General features: G+C 44.1%; 11 protein-coding genes, 2 tRNA genes and 1 pseudogene. 10 read left to right on the top strand and 4 right to left on the bottom strand.

Annotated elements, in window-relative coordinates; translation table 11 throughout:
• Positions 1–551 precede the first annotated feature (551 nt).
• Positions 552–1,286, bottom strand: coding sequence for a reverse transcriptase domain-containing protein (locus tag EO93_RS10780; RefSeq protein WP_156161300.1), 735 nt, complete (start codon positions 1,284–1,286; stop codon positions 552–554).
• Positions 1,287–2,118: 832 nt separating this feature from the next.
• On the opposite strand from EO93_RS10780, the gene EO93_RS10775 reads away from it, so the two are divergent.
• The 4 genes from EO93_RS10775 (at position 2,119) to EO93_RS10760 (ending at position 5,761) form a co-directional block, all read left to right on the top strand.
• A complete protein-coding gene (locus EO93_RS10775; RefSeq protein WP_048162539.1) occupies positions 2,119–2,901 on the top strand; it encodes a sulfide-dependent adenosine diphosphate thiazole synthase in 783 nt (260 codons plus the stop codon).
• Positions 2,902–3,076: 175 nt separating this feature from the next.
• Positions 3,077–3,148 (top strand) — tRNA-His (locus EO93_RS10770).
• 266 nt (positions 3,149–3,414) lie between these two features.
• On the top strand, positions 3,415–5,148 hold the full coding sequence (locus tag EO93_RS10765; protein ID WP_048162538.1) for a radical SAM protein: 1,734 nt from the start codon (positions 3,415–3,417) through the stop codon (positions 5,146–5,148).
• Between the two features lie 352 nt (positions 5,149–5,500).
• A complete protein-coding gene (locus EO93_RS10760; protein WP_235282851.1) occupies positions 5,501–5,761 on the top strand; it encodes a hypothetical protein in 261 nt (86 codons plus the stop codon).
• 219 nt (positions 5,762–5,980) lie between these two features.
• Here EO93_RS10760 and EO93_RS10755 read toward each other — a convergent pair whose 3' ends face one another.
• Positions 5,981–7,114 carry a hypothetical protein gene (locus EO93_RS10755; RefSeq protein ID WP_048162537.1) on the bottom strand — a complete coding sequence of 378 codons (1,134 nt, stop codon included), beginning with the start codon at positions 7,112–7,114 and terminating at the stop codon, positions 5,981–5,983.
• Between the two features lie 1,025 nt (positions 7,115–8,139).
• Here EO93_RS10755 and EO93_RS10750 point away from each other — a divergent pair.
• The 4 genes from EO93_RS10750 (at position 8,140) to EO93_RS10735 (ending at position 13,117) form a co-directional block, all read left to right on the top strand.
• Positions 8,140–10,359 carry a hypothetical protein gene (locus EO93_RS10750; protein ID WP_235284217.1) on the top strand — a complete coding sequence of 740 codons (2,220 nt, stop codon included), beginning with the start codon at positions 8,140–8,142 and terminating at the stop codon, positions 10,357–10,359.
• A gap of 95 nt (positions 10,360–10,454) precedes the next feature.
• On the top strand, positions 10,455–11,132 hold the full coding sequence (locus EO93_RS10745; protein WP_235284216.1) for a hypothetical protein: 678 nt from the start codon (positions 10,455–10,457) through the stop codon (positions 11,130–11,132).
• Between the two features lie 51 nt (positions 11,133–11,183).
• Positions 11,184–12,005: a hypothetical protein gene (locus tag EO93_RS10740; RefSeq protein ID WP_235284215.1), complete on the top strand. Its 822-nt coding sequence runs from the start codon at positions 11,184–11,186 to the stop codon at positions 12,003–12,005.
• A complete protein-coding gene (locus tag EO93_RS10735) occupies positions 12,002–13,117 on the top strand; it encodes a PGF-pre-PGF domain-containing protein (protein WP_048162535.1) in 1,116 nt (371 codons plus the stop codon). The genes EO93_RS10740 and EO93_RS10735 overlap by 4 nt, the downstream gene beginning before the upstream one ends.
• Positions 13,118–13,975: 858 nt before the next feature.
• Here EO93_RS10735 and EO93_RS10730 read toward each other — a convergent pair.
• Positions 13,976–14,047, bottom strand: a tRNA-Gly gene (locus EO93_RS10730).
• 413 nt (positions 14,048–14,460) lie between these two features.
• Here EO93_RS10730 and EO93_RS10725 point away from each other — a divergent pair.
• On the top strand, positions 14,461–15,798 hold the full coding sequence (locus EO93_RS10725; RefSeq protein ID WP_048162534.1) for a DHHA1 domain-containing protein: 1,338 nt from the start codon (positions 14,461–14,463) through the stop codon (positions 15,796–15,798).
• A gap of 125 nt (positions 15,799–15,923) precedes the next feature.
• Positions 15,924–16,175 (top strand): KEOPS complex subunit Pcc1, encoded by a 252-nt coding sequence (locus EO93_RS10720; RefSeq protein WP_048132402.1) that lies wholly within the window; start codon positions 15,924–15,926, stop codon positions 16,173–16,175.
• Positions 16,176–16,286: 111 nt separating this feature from the next.
• Here the strand turns inward: EO93_RS10720 and EO93_RS17770 are convergent.
• Positions 16,287–16,633, bottom strand: a pseudogene (locus tag EO93_RS17770) (peptidase C1); the annotation flags it as partial.

Below are 16,633 nucleotides of genomic sequence, written 5' to 3'. Positions count from 1 at the left end.
TAGATCGCTCGTCGGCAGCGTCAGATGTGTATAAGAGACAGGTGTGGGGTCAGTAGCTCTGGAGAATGGACAGCTTGTCCTGTATCCTGGAAACGAAGGGGACAAAATGTTCTTTACAAATGGAGGACAGGCTGAGCAGTAAAGTTTAATTTAAAAGGGAATTCAGTAGATAGAGGCTCGAAGATTTATGGGGCCTTTTTTCTATTTTTTATGAGATGTTGGGGTCTTCAATTCATGATGGTAAGTCACTGTAGTGTGAATTCATAAGTAAGTATTGATATGGCGATATTGAAAGAGCCTACAAAAAATAAATTTTTTGACAATCTATTTTTCTCCTTGCGCTCTTCATCTTCAGTATCATAATTTGCCCTTACCCGGTCCCAAAAGCAAGGTCTCCCTTCAGGAATGCTGTGACAGCTGCAAGAATAAAAATTCCCGCATCGATAAAAAGTAAACTCTTCATCCGCCCAACAGTTTCATTTATTTAAAGATGAGGATGTAATAGTTTATTGGTGGGTTCAACTCTTTTTGCAGGAAACTGGTCATTTATTTCAGTCGAATACCCTACAGCTTTCTGCAGGATGTTCCCGTGCAATTTTGATTTGAAGTTTCCCTTCATGTTTTCTGAAATTCCATCCAAGGAAGTCAAAACCATAATCAATATGAGTAATAAGAGTCTTTTCTTCCGATAATTCCAGACTTCTTTTTTTAAGAAAGGCGCTGATCAGTTCCTTAATTTCTCTGACTAATTCTTCAGAGCTGGCAGTGACCACAAAATCATCAGCATATCTGACAAAGTTTACCTCGTTTTGACATCTCACTATAGAGTTGTCTTTCTCACTTTTACCTGTACTGTATTTGGTAAACAACAAGTGTTCGATGCTGTCTAAAGTTATATTCATCATAATAGGCGATATGATTCCTTCTCGCAGAGTTTCAGTTTTTTTTGGGTTCTGATGATATTTAGAAACAAAAACTGCCTTAAGAAATTGATTCCTAACAGATCTTTCTCTCAAAATATTGTTTATTAGCCATTGATGGTTGATTTTGTCGAAACAACCTTTGATGTTCCCTTTCAGGATCCATTGTGCAGAGTGTTTATTGCAGAGACAGGTAAACATCTGTTCACAAGCATCATGTGAGCTTCTTATTTTGGTTTGTGCTGTAGACCATATTTCACCATCGACTCCAGCCGTTTTCTTGCTTTCATTCCGGGTAACTGTCCTTACCGTTAATGTCTCTGAATTACTTATATTCATAAGTTTGCCCCAATTATCTACTGTCAACAATAAATGTATAAGCAAAAAAGTTATACCTCTATTGTTTTTGTGTAATGTATACAATATACGGTGTCAATTGTATTTAATTATTTTGAGTAAGTTCTGGGCTAATCGGAATGGGGTATTCAACCTGCCCTCTTTCATCCGAACCTGCTTACCCCCTGTCTCCGGTCTGTTAGAGTTTGATCTATTTTTTATTAATTATCCAAAGTAACTGGAATCGTATCCCAGTTATTATTGTTCCGAGCGAAGCGAGGTTGGTCCTTTTTGCCAGGCAAGATTAAAAAATTATATAAAAGACATTAATGCCTGAAAAAAGGTGTTGCTTCTATTTTATTCATTAAATTTAAGGGCAAACCGCTCTCCTTCTTCGAGCGTGGGTGGACATGGTATCCGAGCTATGAAACTGGAACCCCGGCAATGAGCAAAGATCAAAGCCGAAAAACCTACCCTCTGCTTGATGTTCAATTGATCTGAAAATCCGGGGTCCATTTTTCAGTCCCTCAAACCTTCTTGTCACGAAAACCGAAATCTTCACATGCTCCTAAAAATACTCCCAAAATTGAAATTTCGTGGTTGGTAATTTTTTAAAGCTCTGATATTGCCACATGTGAAGCCGCTTCAGAACTATTACTTTTCTTCCCCTATCCTCCATCTTCCATCCTCCCCATCCTCCCCATCCTCCCTATCAGATTCCAACAACTTTAAAAGGAATGCCCATTATCAAAATGTGAATTTCAGTGCTTACGATCAGGGTTAACAATTCCCTGATTTACTTCTTAAAATACCGGGTTGTTTTCCCCGGACCTTCAATCCTACAACTTAATGAGAGATTAAAATGGAACTCGACGAAGTCATAATCACACGGGCAATTTTTGAAGAGTATTCTAAAACCTTCCTTGACTACACTGACATCGATGTAGCACTTATAGGAGGGGGACCTGCAAACCTGGTGGCTGCAAAGTACCTGGCTGAAGCCGGGGCAAAGGTTGCCATTTATGAGCAGAAGCTGTCTCTCGGGGGCGGCATGTGGGCCGGTGGCATGATGTTCCCGCGCATAGTTGTGCAGGAAGAAGCCTGCCACGTCCTGGACGACTTCGGAATCAGGTATATGGAGTACCAGCCCGGGTATTATGTGGCAAATTCCGTAGAATCCGTCGGGAAGCTGATTGCAGGAGCGACTTCGGCAGGAGCTGAGGTCTTTAACCTTGTGAGCTTTGAGGACGTCATGATCCGGGAGAACGACAGGGTTACTGGAATTGTCATCAACTGGGGCCCTGTCACAACACAGCGCCTGCACGTGGACCCTCTCATGATCCGCACAAAACTCGTTATCGACGGGACCGGGCATGATGCAGTTGTCTGCAACACGATTCTCAGGAAAATCCCTAACGCAAAGATCGGAGAACTCGGGATGCTCGGGGAAAAGCCAATGTGGTCTGAGGTCGGCGAGCGCCTGGCTGTGGACGCAACCCAGGAGATCTATCCCGGGCTGATTGTCGCAGGCATGGCCGCAAATGCCGCAACCCGTGCCCCGAGAATGGGCCCTGTCTTCGGAGGCATGCTCCTTTCCGGCGAAAAGGCTGCAAAACTTGCCCTTGACAGGCTTAAAATGATCTGATATTTGCCTGAAGCAAGCCGAAACCCCCCAAAAATCGGGTTTTTACCTGTTCAGAATGCCGGAAAACAGAAAACTTCCCTCTTCTTGGAAAAGTCTCCTGCTTTTTCCGGCAAAAACTTTATATAAATAAACTCCTTCTATAGGTTGCTTCAAACCTGAAGTACCAGACCCTGTGGCCGGGGTAGGGTAGAGGTTATCCTGTGGCCCTGTGGAGGCTACGATCCGAGTTCGATTCTCGGTCCCGGCCCTAAAACTATTTTATAATTGTTTTTCTTCTCTTCTGTGTACGGTGTTTTTCTGCAGCAGTGTTTTTTATATCATTTCTAATGTCTATTTTATAATCCGCTCTTAATCTACCCTTAATCTGCTCTATATTACAGTTACCTTACACTATGTTTCTATAACTCTGTTGCATCTACCAATCGCCTGTATCTAATATCCGATTGCACTGTATATGCTTCCAACTTCATATGCTTCCAACTTCAATTATCAACAAAGGAAACGAGAACTGATATGAAAGCACTCATCATAGACGGTTATGTGGACGAGCCCGCCTGCCTCGGGGTTCCTCCATACTTTTCCCCTTACGCACGGTATATAGCAGGAGCTCTTAGAGAGCGCGGGCTTTCCGAAAATGACATTCACTACCTGACCATCGATACCCTGAGGGAAAACCCGCCCGGGGCTGGCGAGCTTATAGGCAAGGCAGACCTTCTGGTCATTATTGCAGGCATGACCGTGCCTGGAAAATATCTTCGGGCATCCCCTATCACGCCTGGAGAGATCGAAACTATCTTTCGGGCTGCGAGCGGGGTAAAGGTCATAGGCGGCCCTATCAGGCTCGGTTTCAGCAGCGAAGGCGGAAGGGCTGCAAAGGGGACGGAAAGCGGGATAAGCCTGGGAGAAGCCGTGCTTGCAAAAATGGATGTCGAGGCTTTTATTTACGATCTCTTTGAGGGAGGGGCTGGCGGGAACGGATACAGTGGAAGCAACGGAAGCTTTCCTGCAAAGCTGAAAGCCCCGGAATCCATTGACCACCGTTTCAGGACAACAGCCGAGATAGGGCGCTGGGGGTCGAAAGGAGCTTTTTTGATCCGGCAGCACCCGGACTACCCTTACTGTATGTGCGAGCTTGAAACTTACAGGGGCTGCGGCAGGCAGATCCACTGTTCTTTCTGCACCGAGCCATTTTATGGGGCTTCGGATTACAGGCCTGTAGAGGATGTTGTCTCCGAAGTTTCTGCACTTTATTCCCATGGAGCCCGCTATTTCAGAATAGGAAGGCAGCCTGACCTTTTTTCTTACCACGGGACCGATGCCGGAGGACCTGTCCCTAAACCCGTTCCCGAGGTTCTTGAAAGGCTTTACCGTGGAATCCGGAATTCCGCACCTGAGCTTTCCGTGCTTCATATGGACAACGCAAACCCGATAACCCTTGCAGCATACCCCGAAGAGTCAGAGCAGATTCTGAAGACGATTATCAAATATCACACCCCCGGAGATGTAGCAGCCTTTGGGATGGAGACTGCTGACCCCGTGGTGATTGCAGCAAATTCCCTCAAGGCGACTTCCGAAGAAGTTTTTGAGGCGATCAAACTGGTAAACAGGCTTGGGGCCGTGCGCGGGGCAAATGGGCTCCCGGAAATTCTTCCTGGCATTAATTTTGTACACGGGCTGATGGGTGAGACGAAAAAAACGTTCCAGCTGAATTATGATTTCCTTCAGCAGGTGTTTGATTCAGGGCTGCTTCTCCGAAGGATTAATATCCGGCAGGTTATGGCATTTCCCGGAACTCCAATGTACGGAAGGGACGAAGCAACCAGGAAGCACAAGAAACTCTTTCTGGACTATAAGGAACAGGTCAGGAAGAACATCGACCTTCCAATGCTCCGGCGGGTCGTGCCGGAAGGAACGGTACTGAGAGATGTAATGTGCGAGGTGCATGACAGAGGGGTCACTTTCGGGAGGCAGCTTGGCTCTTATCCTCTACTTGTGGGAGTTCCTGCCCTCCTTCCTCTGCGAAAATTCACGGATATTACTGTCACAGGACACGGAATGCGTTCGATTACCGGGATTCCCTATCCCCTGCATATAAACACCGCATCTCCTGCCCTTATCCGGGAAATTCCGGGCATCGGCAGAAAAGCGGCTGATTCTATAGCTGCCGGAATTCCTTATATTGACAGAGAGGATTTTCTCAGGAGAGTAAATGAGGGAGAAAAGGTTATCAGTTTCATCGAAATTTGATACTCTAAAGTACTCTGAATCTGAGATTCTTAATCTGATGCTCTGAATCTGAGATTCTTAATCTGATGCTCTGAATCTAATGCCTGAAATCTGATGCTTTGAATCTGAGACTCCAAATCTGAGACTCTAAATCTGATTTCTTTCTTCTTTTTCTTTATTTTTTCGGCATTCCACTATTTCTGGTATTTTTTACACATCTGCGTCCTGAAATCGGAAAATTTTATTCAGGAAAATCCTTTTTCAGCCTGACAACATCTCCGATTTCCGGATCTTAAAGGTCCGAATCTTTCAAATAAACAGCTATTTATTCAATCCCGAATCATTTTAAATGGGATATTTAAGGGGGAGTTGCTTGAGCGAGAGCGCAGAAAATTTATATAGAGTAAAGATTGCTTTTCAGTTGAGCTTTATTGTATGGGTCATGATTGGAATTTTCATGTTTTATGCTACTTTTGAGGCGCAGTCAAGAATGCTTGGGACATTTTTACTCCTTTTTTCAGTTATCCTTTTCACACCTTTTCTGCCTGATGGAAAAGATTATGAAGAATTTAAAAATCTGGACGACTACAAAAATCTGGAAGGATATAAGGAAGAACCATTCGAAGAAGCATGATTTTTTCCTGCAAGACCCCTGGAACACTGATGATAAGGATCATAGATATGATAATTACTGTATCCGTTGGGTCGTGCAGGAGAAAGGGCTTTTCGTCCGCAAAAAGGAAAAGTTTCTGTCTGTAGTTCCTGCAACATCTCAGATACAGGAACACTCCAGAACGCAAGCTCTCTCTCCTTATGCACCAGCCGGGTGTCTCCTTAGCTTGCTTAATTTTTCTCAGGCTTCGGCGACTCCCAGGATTCGGGCAAGCTCCAGGCCCTCGGTTCCTATGGCTGAGAGTTCGCTTGAAGCTTCAGATTTCGAAACGTATTTTTCGGTCCGGACGCTTCCAGGCTCCTCCATTTTAATTGTAACTTCCCCTTTAGTGTATCCCCTTTCAATGCATTCCCTTACGAGCTTCCCATATATACCGGCTATAAGCTTCAGGCAATCAAACACAATGTTCTCTTCAACAGCGTTTTTGCCGTCCAGCAGGACCTGCCTGAGCCTTCTGGACTTGACGGATTTCGTGAAGAACTCTTTGAGCTTTACCATGAACATATAGAGAGCTTCCCTGTCTATAAGGGGAGCCAGTTTTTCGTCTCCTGTTATATCATGGTCTCCATACAGGATCCGTAAAGTCCTGTCATCTGCAGAGAGTGTGAATATGTGCTCTGCATCCTTGTCTTGAAGCACTGTTTTGACGCTGTTTCCTTCGTACTCGATATTCGTAATATGGAAATCGGATACATCCATCTTCTTTACTTTTTCTTCCCTGGACAGAATCCCACTCTTTGCCCATACAGGCAGAGTGAGTTCCCGAAGGTCCTCAACTTTTAGTGCACCGTGCGCAAAGTTCAGTTCAAACTCGTACTGTACGCCGTTAACTGAACTTACCTGCCTTCCTTTCAGTTCTTTGTCTTCAGCTGAAGCATAATAGGCATTTTCGGCCCCATATATGCTTGTTTCAAAAAAAGGGCTGAGGGTTGCGAGTATCCTGGTTTCAAGCTGCTGCACTTCCATAAGTGCCTGCCTGTTTAGCCTATCAATGTCTTCAAGCCTTTCATTCTTTTTTAACATGGATACAGTTGAAGAGGTCTCAATTGTTCTTGCTTTAATTTCAAGAATCTCCTCTGACTCTACTCCCTGCACACGTTCTTCCATATAATCAATGAAGTCTTTCTGGAACTTATCTATCTCCTCGAGTCTTCTCTGAGAGATTGCTTTCTCTTCCTTATTCCCCTGCTTTATCCCCATAATTGATTTTTCGAGAGGTATTGCTTCTTTTGAAATCCTTATGAAGTCCTGCAGATCCTGGATAAAATCCCTCTGAACAGGAAGTTCCGTAGAGTCCTGAAAGGTATACTTCATTTTAAATTTCCCCCTGTAGCATAAAAAAGTCTTTTGTTAAATTATGTTTCTTCACATTTAAATCTGTGAGCATATACTTTTTATATAGATATATTTTTTTACAATGATGCATACTCTTCATAATAGTATATACTCTTCATACTGGTATATATTTTTTTGAATAATATATACTTTCTTGAATGGCAATCTGACTCCTTCAATTTCCAGTATTTTTTTTCATTACTTCCAAATAACTATTCTAATGCTAGGCGATCATATTTTCAGATTCTCTTTGTGTTTTTCTTAAAAAACACCTGGCTTTTTAAATATTTAATTTTTTAAAAATAATTATTATTATCCATAATTTTTTCATATGGGATTATATTTAGTGTCTAATATTTTTTAGAAAGATTTATATCAAATATTTGCATAAGTTACATCATATTATCGTCACAGGATAATATAAAAAGACATATACTATATTAAATGTTGAATATTAATTATCCATATGAATTTGCCTGTTGGCGAATTTGCTGCTTGAAATTAATAGTATATGTCTGATGCACCGGGCTGACTGTTCAGCCCTGGTAATAAAAACGGTGTTGATTCACAATTCCCCTGCTGCGCAAAAATTAATGGGGTTAATGCTTGCCGCTCCAGAGGTCGAGGCTACCACACTCCTGCCATAAAAGGGATTGGAGAAGTGCTGGCTTTCTTATCTACTAATCGAGGATAAAATTGATCAGATTAATTAAGTTCAGGAGGTGAGGTGGGAAGCAGTTTTATTAATAATAACTGTAAAAAAACTGTAAATTTCCTACAGTCTTGTTTTATTTACTTTCTAAGAATGACTAAATTTCAGTATTTATAGACTGTTTATAGGATTGTATTATAACTAACTGGATCTGCTACAACTCGCTAACTTTAAAATATTATTTAGTAAAAGATAATATTCAAGGTAGAAATATCGACTTAAATTGAACATTTGCGGAATCTAGGTGCAGAATATGAAACAAAAATTAATACTATTTAGTGCGCTGCTAATTATGTTCCTTTTAGCAGGAACAGCAAGTGCAATTGAAGATATAGAGGATACAGATGCTGTATCGACTTTGGTGACCGTTCCGAGCGTTAGTATCGCCTACAACGATACCGGTCCTTTCAAGATGGGAGACGTTGTAAAGATAACTGCGACCTTCAGTGAACCTGTCATTTATGCACAGGTAAAGGTTGATAACAGCGTTCTTGCCCCCGTTAACATGACCAATATGACCTACATCGGTAACACCGACTGGTCTTATAGTTATAATGTTCCGGGCGGTATAGACAATTCGGTGGACGTGACAATATATGGATTCATCTTAGGTGACTATGTTGAGGCAATTGATCCTGACGCCTTTGTGGTTGACAACGAAGCTCCGAGAATTAAGATCTTTGAACCGAGCTCCACTGTTTACAATACAAAGGATGTAGTCTTTGATTTCGGTGCTTTCGATAAACTGGATAATATAATTGACTACGCCATCTACATCAACGGTACCCAGAAAAAAACAGGGACTATAAATTCTAACGGATATGCAAAATATGAGACTGAGCTGGATGATGGCTATTACCCCTGGGAAATCACACTCGAGGATGATGCCGGAAACAAAGGTACCAGTGGTGTCAATGGCACTGACCTGTATGTGGACACCAAAGCCCCGAGCGCGACACTTATTTCTCCAGCAGACCTTGCCGTCGTCAGCATAAATAATTCTCTCTTTGCATTCAATTTCACCTCGCAGGATGATTTATCTGCCAAGTATAACCTGCCCCTGTCTTACCAGCTGTACATCGACGGAGAATCTGTTGGTGTTATCGGCTCCGGAAACATGCTCTCAGGGGAGTATGCAGAAATTCCATATGTAAACCAAACTGATGGCGCTCACAACTGGTCCGTTTATATCGAGGATATGGCAGGAAACAGCGTTACGAGCGAAGTCCGGAAATTCTATGTGAACTTTGGAGGACTTGACGTCTCCCTCATTTCTCCGAATGGTGGGTTCGTTCCTGCAAACCCGGAATTTAATTTCAGTGTTTCAGGAGGTGCAGGGCTGCCTTTCGATTACGAACTGCTCATTAACGGCACAAAAGTAAAGAACGGCACGTTCATTGTTGGTGAAGATCCGATAAACTACTATTCAGTAACTGCAACGGTGGAAGACGCAACTGAAATACCCTGGACCGTGCGTATTACCGACTGTGCAGGCACCGTCTATGAACCTATCCCACTTTCGTTCTCTGTTGATACTGAAGCCCCTGCTGCTGTGGCAAACCTGGGTGTTTTTGACGCACTGAGCAATACTACGTGGTACTATACGTATGATGAACCAGGACTTTACGTTGGCTGGGATAAAAACACCGAAGAAGACCTTTACGATGGATTAGACGCTTACTATGGAGTGCCATATGTGGTCTTCATCAGCGCATCCGAGCCCTCGAACATTTCTGAAATGGAACTGGCAGTACCTGTAACTACAATCTATGATGCTGGTAATTACATGTATATGTATATTGGAGAGTATGGCGGAGAACCTCTTGTCTACGGTAAGGACTACTGGGTGGCTGTTATTGCCCTGGATAGGGCTGGTAACTACAACGAAAACGTTTCCGTTTTCGGCCCTGCCCAGACATACGAAGACCTGACCCTCACACTTGATGCCGGCTGGAACCTGAAATCCGTGCCTAAGAATCTGGCTACATTCAATGCTGGTGTAGATTCGGTCTTTGGAGAATCCAGCACAGTAATTTACTGGAATGGCAATTCCTGGGAATTCCCGACGATCATCGAACCATGTAAGGGTTACTGGGTCTACACTCCGGAAGCTGACATGAGAAATGTAAAGTTCAAGCCAATGTCAATTGACAGCACAACTCCAGATGTACCTCCATCTCTCGATCTTGCTCCCGGCTGGCAGATGATAGGGCACACCTCTACAGTGCCTGTACACTGGGCCGAGACTCTGGGTTCATTGCAGGGCCTTCTGGGTGTAGAATATAAGTTCTCCAACATCATCACGTATTCTCAAAATGAAGGTTGGGGAGGCACAATCTCTCTTGGAATCTTAGACCTGGCCAAAGGGGCAGATCCTCAATACGCATATCCGGTTGAAGCACTTCAATCTGAGGGCTTAATGGTCCCAGGACAGGGATACTGGATCTTCATGAAGGAAGACGGTACCTATGCTTCCATCGAAAGCGTGGCTATCTACAATGAGCCTGTGTAAGGGGTGAAATTTAGAAAACAAGTAACTTTTCAGCCAGTTCAGGCTGAAAGGTTCTTTTTCTTTTTTCTTGTTTGCGTAGCAATTGGAGGTAAATCATGAACAGGATGTTAAAAAATAGTTTATTAGGAACAGCTGTACTGATGTTATTTTTCTTAACAGCTGCTCATACAGGTATGGCAGGGGAAGAAGTCCCGGTCCCTCTGCTCCCAATGACAGTGCAGGGAGTTGCCCTGATTGATGGGGCTCCGGCTCCCACAGGCACTGTTGTTGCAGCTTACCTTAATGGGGCGCAGGTAGAAGATTTTCGTGTAAATACTTCTTCTGGAGATTTCTATTTATTGATTTCCGGAGTAGCCGAAGATGAAGGAAAACCCGTTACCTTTACAATTGGTGGAAAGGATTCGGGAAAAAGTTTTGACTGGGAATCCGGAAAGCTGGTCTCATCCGTCGAACTTTCGGTCGGTGTTGTAGCTGATTCCGGGAGTTCTAAAAAGAGCTCAACTTCCGGAGCGGGCTCCGGAGCTGAGGTCATTGAAAGTTCAGTCCCTCAAACGAATGTAACAGTTCAGGAAAAAACGGTCCCGGAAAATACAGGTGTCGATTCAGGTGATGATGCCGGGGTCGAACAGACTGCAGAGTCTTCTGAAGATTCCTCTGAAACTTCCTCTGAACCAGAAAGTGCTCCAGGTTTCCCGATTATTTCTGCGGTTGCTGGCATAGTTCTGCTCACTTTCGGATCAAATCTCGGGAGGGAATCGAGAAGGAAGCCCTGAAAGATCTTTCTAAAAGGATCTGCACGGGTAACGTGAAAATCTCAAGGTGATATGGTGACCATCAAGGACAAATACTTAAGAATTTTATCGTGCCTGGTTATTCTGGTACTGGGCATATCCCTTGTTCCGGTTGCATCTGCCAGCACTATTCCTTCTATTCCCAACACATTTGAAGGAAAGCTGATTACAGACGGTGCAGATGTGCCCGCAGGAACTATAATTTCGGCTTATATAGATTCCAAGTTTGCTGGCAGTAATCCTATCAATGAGGCAGGAAAATACAGCGTGGGAGTCTCGGGTGCCGAGGAGGATAATGGAAAGAAGATAGTCTTCAAGCTGGGTCTCGTTGAATCCCCTGTTTCCGTGACTTACCAGCACGGCGCTGCGCCGGTGAAAGGACTCGATCTTACTTTTGAAGGGGAGTTTGTACCTCCAGTTATCGAAACTTGCTCTGCATCCCCTGTATACATCCTGAATGACGGAGAGGATTACTCAACTATCAGGGCAAAAGTCTCGGATGACTTGTCCGGGGTTTATTTAGTAACCATCGATCTCACCCCCATAGGCAGAGAAGTGGTTGAATTGACTTCCGAAAGCGGAGGCATTTACACCTGCAATGTAGGCAGTACTCTGGCAGGAGAGTTTAAACTCCCCCTTACAGCTACGGATTACTTTGGGAATAAAGTTACAGATAATGATAGTATCTCAATCACCGTAGTAAATGAAGATGAACTCACAATAAGGTACGGAGGAGCTGACAGGATCTTCTCTGCCGAAGAAATCCAAAATATTGTAAATGATTATCAGATATCCAGCGGGATTAAATACGCAATTCTGAATATTTACTTTGCTAACGGGTGGGATCGGATATGAAACGGCCTGAGTTTAAAATTGCTTTTGTGCTGCTCCTGACCCTGGTCTTATGCGCGGTACCGGCTTCTGCGGGCAGTGCAGAAAGGACTCTTCCTTCTTCAGTTAACACCAATGAGGAGTTTCAGGTAACGGTTAATGTAGCCGATTATGGTGCAGCCGGTCAGGTTCTTGAAAAGCTTCCTGCAGGTTTCACATACGTCAGCTCAACCCTTCCTGAAAAAGCTGTAACTGTAAACGGCAACAAGGTTTCCTTCCTGCTGATGACTGAAAAGAGGTTCAGCTACACCCTTAAAGCTCCTGCGTCAACCGGCACATACCAGTTCGTGGGTCTTTTAAGGGATATCAACAAAACTGAATTCTCTGTCCTCCCTGCCAGTTCTTCCATCAAGGTCATAACCTCCGGAGGTTCAGGCGGCGGTTCACATAGCTCAAGCAGCAGTTCAGGCGGCGGAGCTGGAGGTTCCCCCGAACTCCAGAGCAATGTAGAGACTAAAGAGCTGTCCCAGGCGTTCGTCACCGCTGGAAAACACGTAAGGTTCGATTTTCCAAAAGGTGTAACCTGCATAAGGTATGTGGAGTTTGACGCCAAGAAAACTCTCGGAAAGATCACTACTATTGTCGAAATGCTGAAAGGCCAATCCAGGCTGGTTTCGAGCCTGCCCGAAGGCACGGTTTATAAGAACGTGAACATCTGGGTGGGTTCGGGAGGAATCGCAAATTCTGACAATCTCGAAAACGCAGTTATTGGTTTCAGAGTCGACAAGACCTGGCTTGAGGAAAACGAGGTTGATGCGGATTCGTTAAACCTCTGGTACTATGACAAGTCATGGAGCAAACTTGATACCAGGAAATTAGATGAGGACAGCGACACTTACGTCTACTTCGAAGCCAAAACCCCTGGGTTCGGACCCTTTGTAATTGTTGCACCCGGTAAAGATGGATCTGGTTCGATAGAGGTCGAGCCTGTTCCTACTGAAACCTCGGAAAATGATGTGGCTTCCAAACCTGGAAATCCGTCAAGAGGCGGCTGGCGTTCGATACCTGGTTTTGAATATACAGCTGTTCTGGGAACAGTTGGAGCCGCATACTGCGTCCTGAGAAGGAAGTTCTAAATGCCTAAATAAATTCCCAGTTTGAAGCAGCATCTAAAGCTGCTTATTTTTTTTCTTTCCCGAATTGCGCCTCGCCCGAATTGCGCCTCGCCCGAATTGCGCCTCGGGAGTACGCGGTCCGTTTCGCTTCGCTCAAGCGGACTATTTTATGGATCATAGCAGTGAGCTTTGCTCGTTCAAGCGGACTAAATTGCAGATATTTCTTTCCCGTGCAACATTATTCGCTGTATCATGTCGTTCTTGTCACGCTCGACGCAGGAAAGCGGCCTTTCCCAAAAGACAATAAAGAGAAAAGAAAAGGAAGAATAAAAGAAAAAAAGCCGGAAATTAAAAATGGAGTAAAAATCTGGGGGATGAAGTCAAAAAGGGATTAAATTGTACCTGGGAAATACTATTTCCACGTATGTTTTTATTGATTTTTACTGCGATTTCAGCCTCTTATTTCTTCCTTCTTCTATTATCTTCCTTCTTTTTTCTGCTTTTTTTGAAGGGCCTCCAGGCAAGCTGGCGGAGGCACCATATATTTACCTGTGGATTAAATAGCGGTTTTCAGGGTATAAGGAAAGTATTTTTCGGGCCAGGCAGGCATTTCTATAATTCTCGTTTTCTCTTAACACCATCAGAAATTTGCCTGTTATTTTTTCTTGCGGGCAAACGAGACGGCTTCAGCCCTGCAAGGAATAGGAGAGAAAAACAAAATATTCCAGTTTCGGATAGCTTCGGATATTCTGAGTAATACCAACCGATTAATCTGGAAACACCAAAAATCAGCAAAAAGAACAAAAAGAGAAAAAAGGAACGAAAAAGGGATAAGAACGACTCATGAAGGCAGACATATCTTAATTAATTATAAAAATATACACCAGTCGGGATTCGAACCCGAGTTCGAGCGTTGGCAACGCCCGGTGATGACCGCTACACTACTGATGTACGAGGCTGGCAGGGTGTCCTGCTACTCTTTTAGCTATATACTTTCTTATTTATTAAGTTGACCCCCGGAGATATTTTGTATGTCCGGGTCCCGGGAAAAAATCCGCTTTAGTTACGGATATAAGGGTTTTTTCATTTGTCTGTCAGATCTGTTCTTTTTGCTTTTACTGTTTTTCTTTTTCTTTTCCTTTTCCTTTTCCTTTTCCTTATTCTTTATTCTTTATTCTTTGATCAGGATCTATTCCCTGTACAGTTTTGGGGAATTGTGTTTTATATTATCAAGCCAGTATAGATTGGCATCTTTCGTGAGCTGGCAACTAAGTATTTATCTCTGAAATATATCTATCTCTAAAATATATCGGTCTCTGTACCGGCCATCTCACTTTGATATTAAATTTTATGAGTGATGGGTTTTGAGCGAGCTTGAAAAACTGATAAACCTTGCAAAAAATGCAGCCGATAAAATCCGGAAGCATAACTTTGTGCGCGTAGTTTCACATAATGATGCTGACGGGCTGACTTCAGCCGGGATCATGGCCCAGGCCCTGCTGCGGGCAGGCATCCGTTTCCAGCTTTCAATAGCAGGAAAACTGGATGAGTCTGTGATCGAAGAAGTGAACAATAGTATCTCTCAGGGAGAACTTGTCATTTTCTGTGATATGGGCAGCGGACAACCTGAACTTATAGGTAAGGTGGCGGCTGATGTAGTGGTGCTTGACCATCACCAGCCAGTAGGGCAGTCCCCTGCAAAAGCCGTGGTAAACGCCCATATGGTAGGAATTGACGGGGCAACGGATATCTCGGCTTCAGGCACCTGCTATCTTGTAGCCAGGGAACTTGGGACAGGAAATCTCGACCTTGCAGGGCTGGCAATTGCAGGTGCAGTCGGAGACAGGCAGCTTTTCCAGACTGCCAATGCCTTTATTCTGGAAGAAGCCTTGAAAGCAGGAGTTGTATCTATCAGGAAAGGGCTGAAGGTAGGGGATGGAAACCTTGCGGAGGTGCTCGCATACAGCACAGAACCTTTCCTGGATATAACCGGCTACCCTGAGAAAGCAGCGGAATTCTTAAACCAGCTTGGGCTCTCCGGAAACATTGAAAACCTGTCTGCGGAAGATATATCAAAACTTGCCAGCGCCATTGCCCTGAAACTTGTCAGACAGGCAAGCCCCGAGGCAATTGAAGCCGTCATAGGAGATATCCTCCTGCTGAACCGGGAGCTGGTGCACAATGTCTATGATTTCATCTCCATTCTCAATACCTGCGGGAAGCAGAAGGTTTACGGGCTTGCCCTGGCTCTCTGCCTGAAAGACTCAACTATTGTCAATGAAGCCCTCTCCCTTACAAAGGAGCATGAAAAGAACCTTGCCCTGGATATCCGGAAAAATGTGGAAAAAATTCGCAAAGGGGAGAATATCTGGTACATCAACACGGTTGATGCCCTTTCCACAGGAAGTCTTGCCACAACCGTAGTCAGATACCTCCACCCCGAACTCCCGTTCATCTGTTTAAACGAGTCCGAGGGAATCCAGAAGGTTTCTGCCAGGGGTACCCGCGAACTTGTATCAAAAGGCCTTGACCTTGCCTTTGCCCTCAGGGAGGCTGCAGGCGCAGTCGGCGGAAGCGGAGGCGGGCATAGTGTCGCATCCGGAGCCTCAATTCCTCTCGGAAGTACGGAGGAGTTCCTGAGCATCGCAGACCGGATCATAGGAGACCAGCTCAGGAAAAACGCCGGTGGGAAAGCAAAGTAAAGGAAATTTAAAGCAAGGAAATTAAGCCGGAAAATGATGCGGCAGAAAGCTAAGCAGCAAAATCAAAGCAAAGCAAAAAGAAAAGAAAGCACGGGATTAACATAAAAAACGCATGAGGCATATTTATGAAAATCACAGGTACAATTGAGTTCCCTGACCCGAAGTCAAGAAAGTCAGCAGCCAGAATTCTGAAAGCTCTTGCCCCGGACAACCTGAGAAGTATGGAAAGCGAAATCAGCGATGAGAGGGTTGCTGTGCGGTTCCATTCTGAAAAAATTGGTTCTCTTCTTGCAACCGTTGACGATTTTCTTATGAATGTTAAAATAGGGGAAGGAGTCGAACAGACTCTGGAAAAAGAAAATAAGAGAGAAGTATAAATTAAGAACGAAAATTAAGAAAGAAAATTAAGAAAGAAAATTAAAAAAGAAAATTAATAAAATAAACGGGAAACCTGGATTCTGTTTCCCGGCTGTTGTTAAACTGCTTTTTCAATTTGCAGGCCCTTCGCGCCAGAGCCTTATAAGTTCCCCGAGTCTTTCGCTCGTTAATTCTACTCCTGTGTTCGGGGCTGGAAGACGATTTTTATATACATGTATCGCTTCCTGGAGCTCTCCTGTGCTTATGTTTTTTCCTTCATGAGAGGTTAAATCGTCCCAGGGGTTCCAGTCGCGGATTGTCCAGTTCCAGGTGCTTACAACTGTTTCGCTTCCTGTTACAGCACGGGAGGTCACAGTATAAGTTCCAGGGGAGAGAGCACTGTTGGAATAGGAACTGCTTTTAACACCGGATTCAGAACGCTTTACCACTCCGTTAAGGTACCAGTTTACAGTACTGT

This window comes from Methanosarcina sp. 1.H.A.2.2, assembly GCF_000979975.1.
Lineage (GTDB): Archaea > Halobacteriota > Methanosarcinia > Methanosarcinales > Methanosarcinaceae > Methanosarcina.
This window is presented reverse-complemented; position numbering and strand designations above follow the sequence as displayed.

Coding starts and splice junctions, on each gene's coding strand:
- EO93_RS10775 (WP_048162539.1), top strand. CDS start 2,119: ATGGAACTCGACGAAGTCATAATCACACGGGCAATTTTTGAAGAGTAT.
- EO93_RS10765 (WP_048162538.1), top strand. CDS start 3,415: ATGAAAGCACTCATCATAGACGGTTATGTGGACGAGCCCGCCTGCCTC.
- EO93_RS10755 (WP_048162537.1), bottom strand. CDS start 7,114: ATGAAGTATACCTTTCAGGACTCTACGGAACTTCCTGTTCAGAGGGAT.
- EO93_RS10750 (WP_235284217.1), top strand. CDS start 8,140: ATGTTCCTTTTAGCAGGAACAGCAAGTGCAATTGAAGATATAGAGGAT.
- EO93_RS10745 (WP_235284216.1), top strand. CDS start 10,455: ATGAACAGGATGTTAAAAAATAGTTTATTAGGAACAGCTGTACTGATG.
- EO93_RS10740 (WP_235284215.1), top strand. CDS start 11,184: ATGGTGACCATCAAGGACAAATACTTAAGAATTTTATCGTGCCTGGTT.
- EO93_RS10735 (WP_048162535.1), top strand. CDS start 12,002: ATGAAACGGCCTGAGTTTAAAATTGCTTTTGTGCTGCTCCTGACCCTG.
- EO93_RS10720 (WP_048132402.1), top strand. CDS start 15,924: ATGAAAATCACAGGTACAATTGAGTTCCCTGACCCGAAGTCAAGAAAG.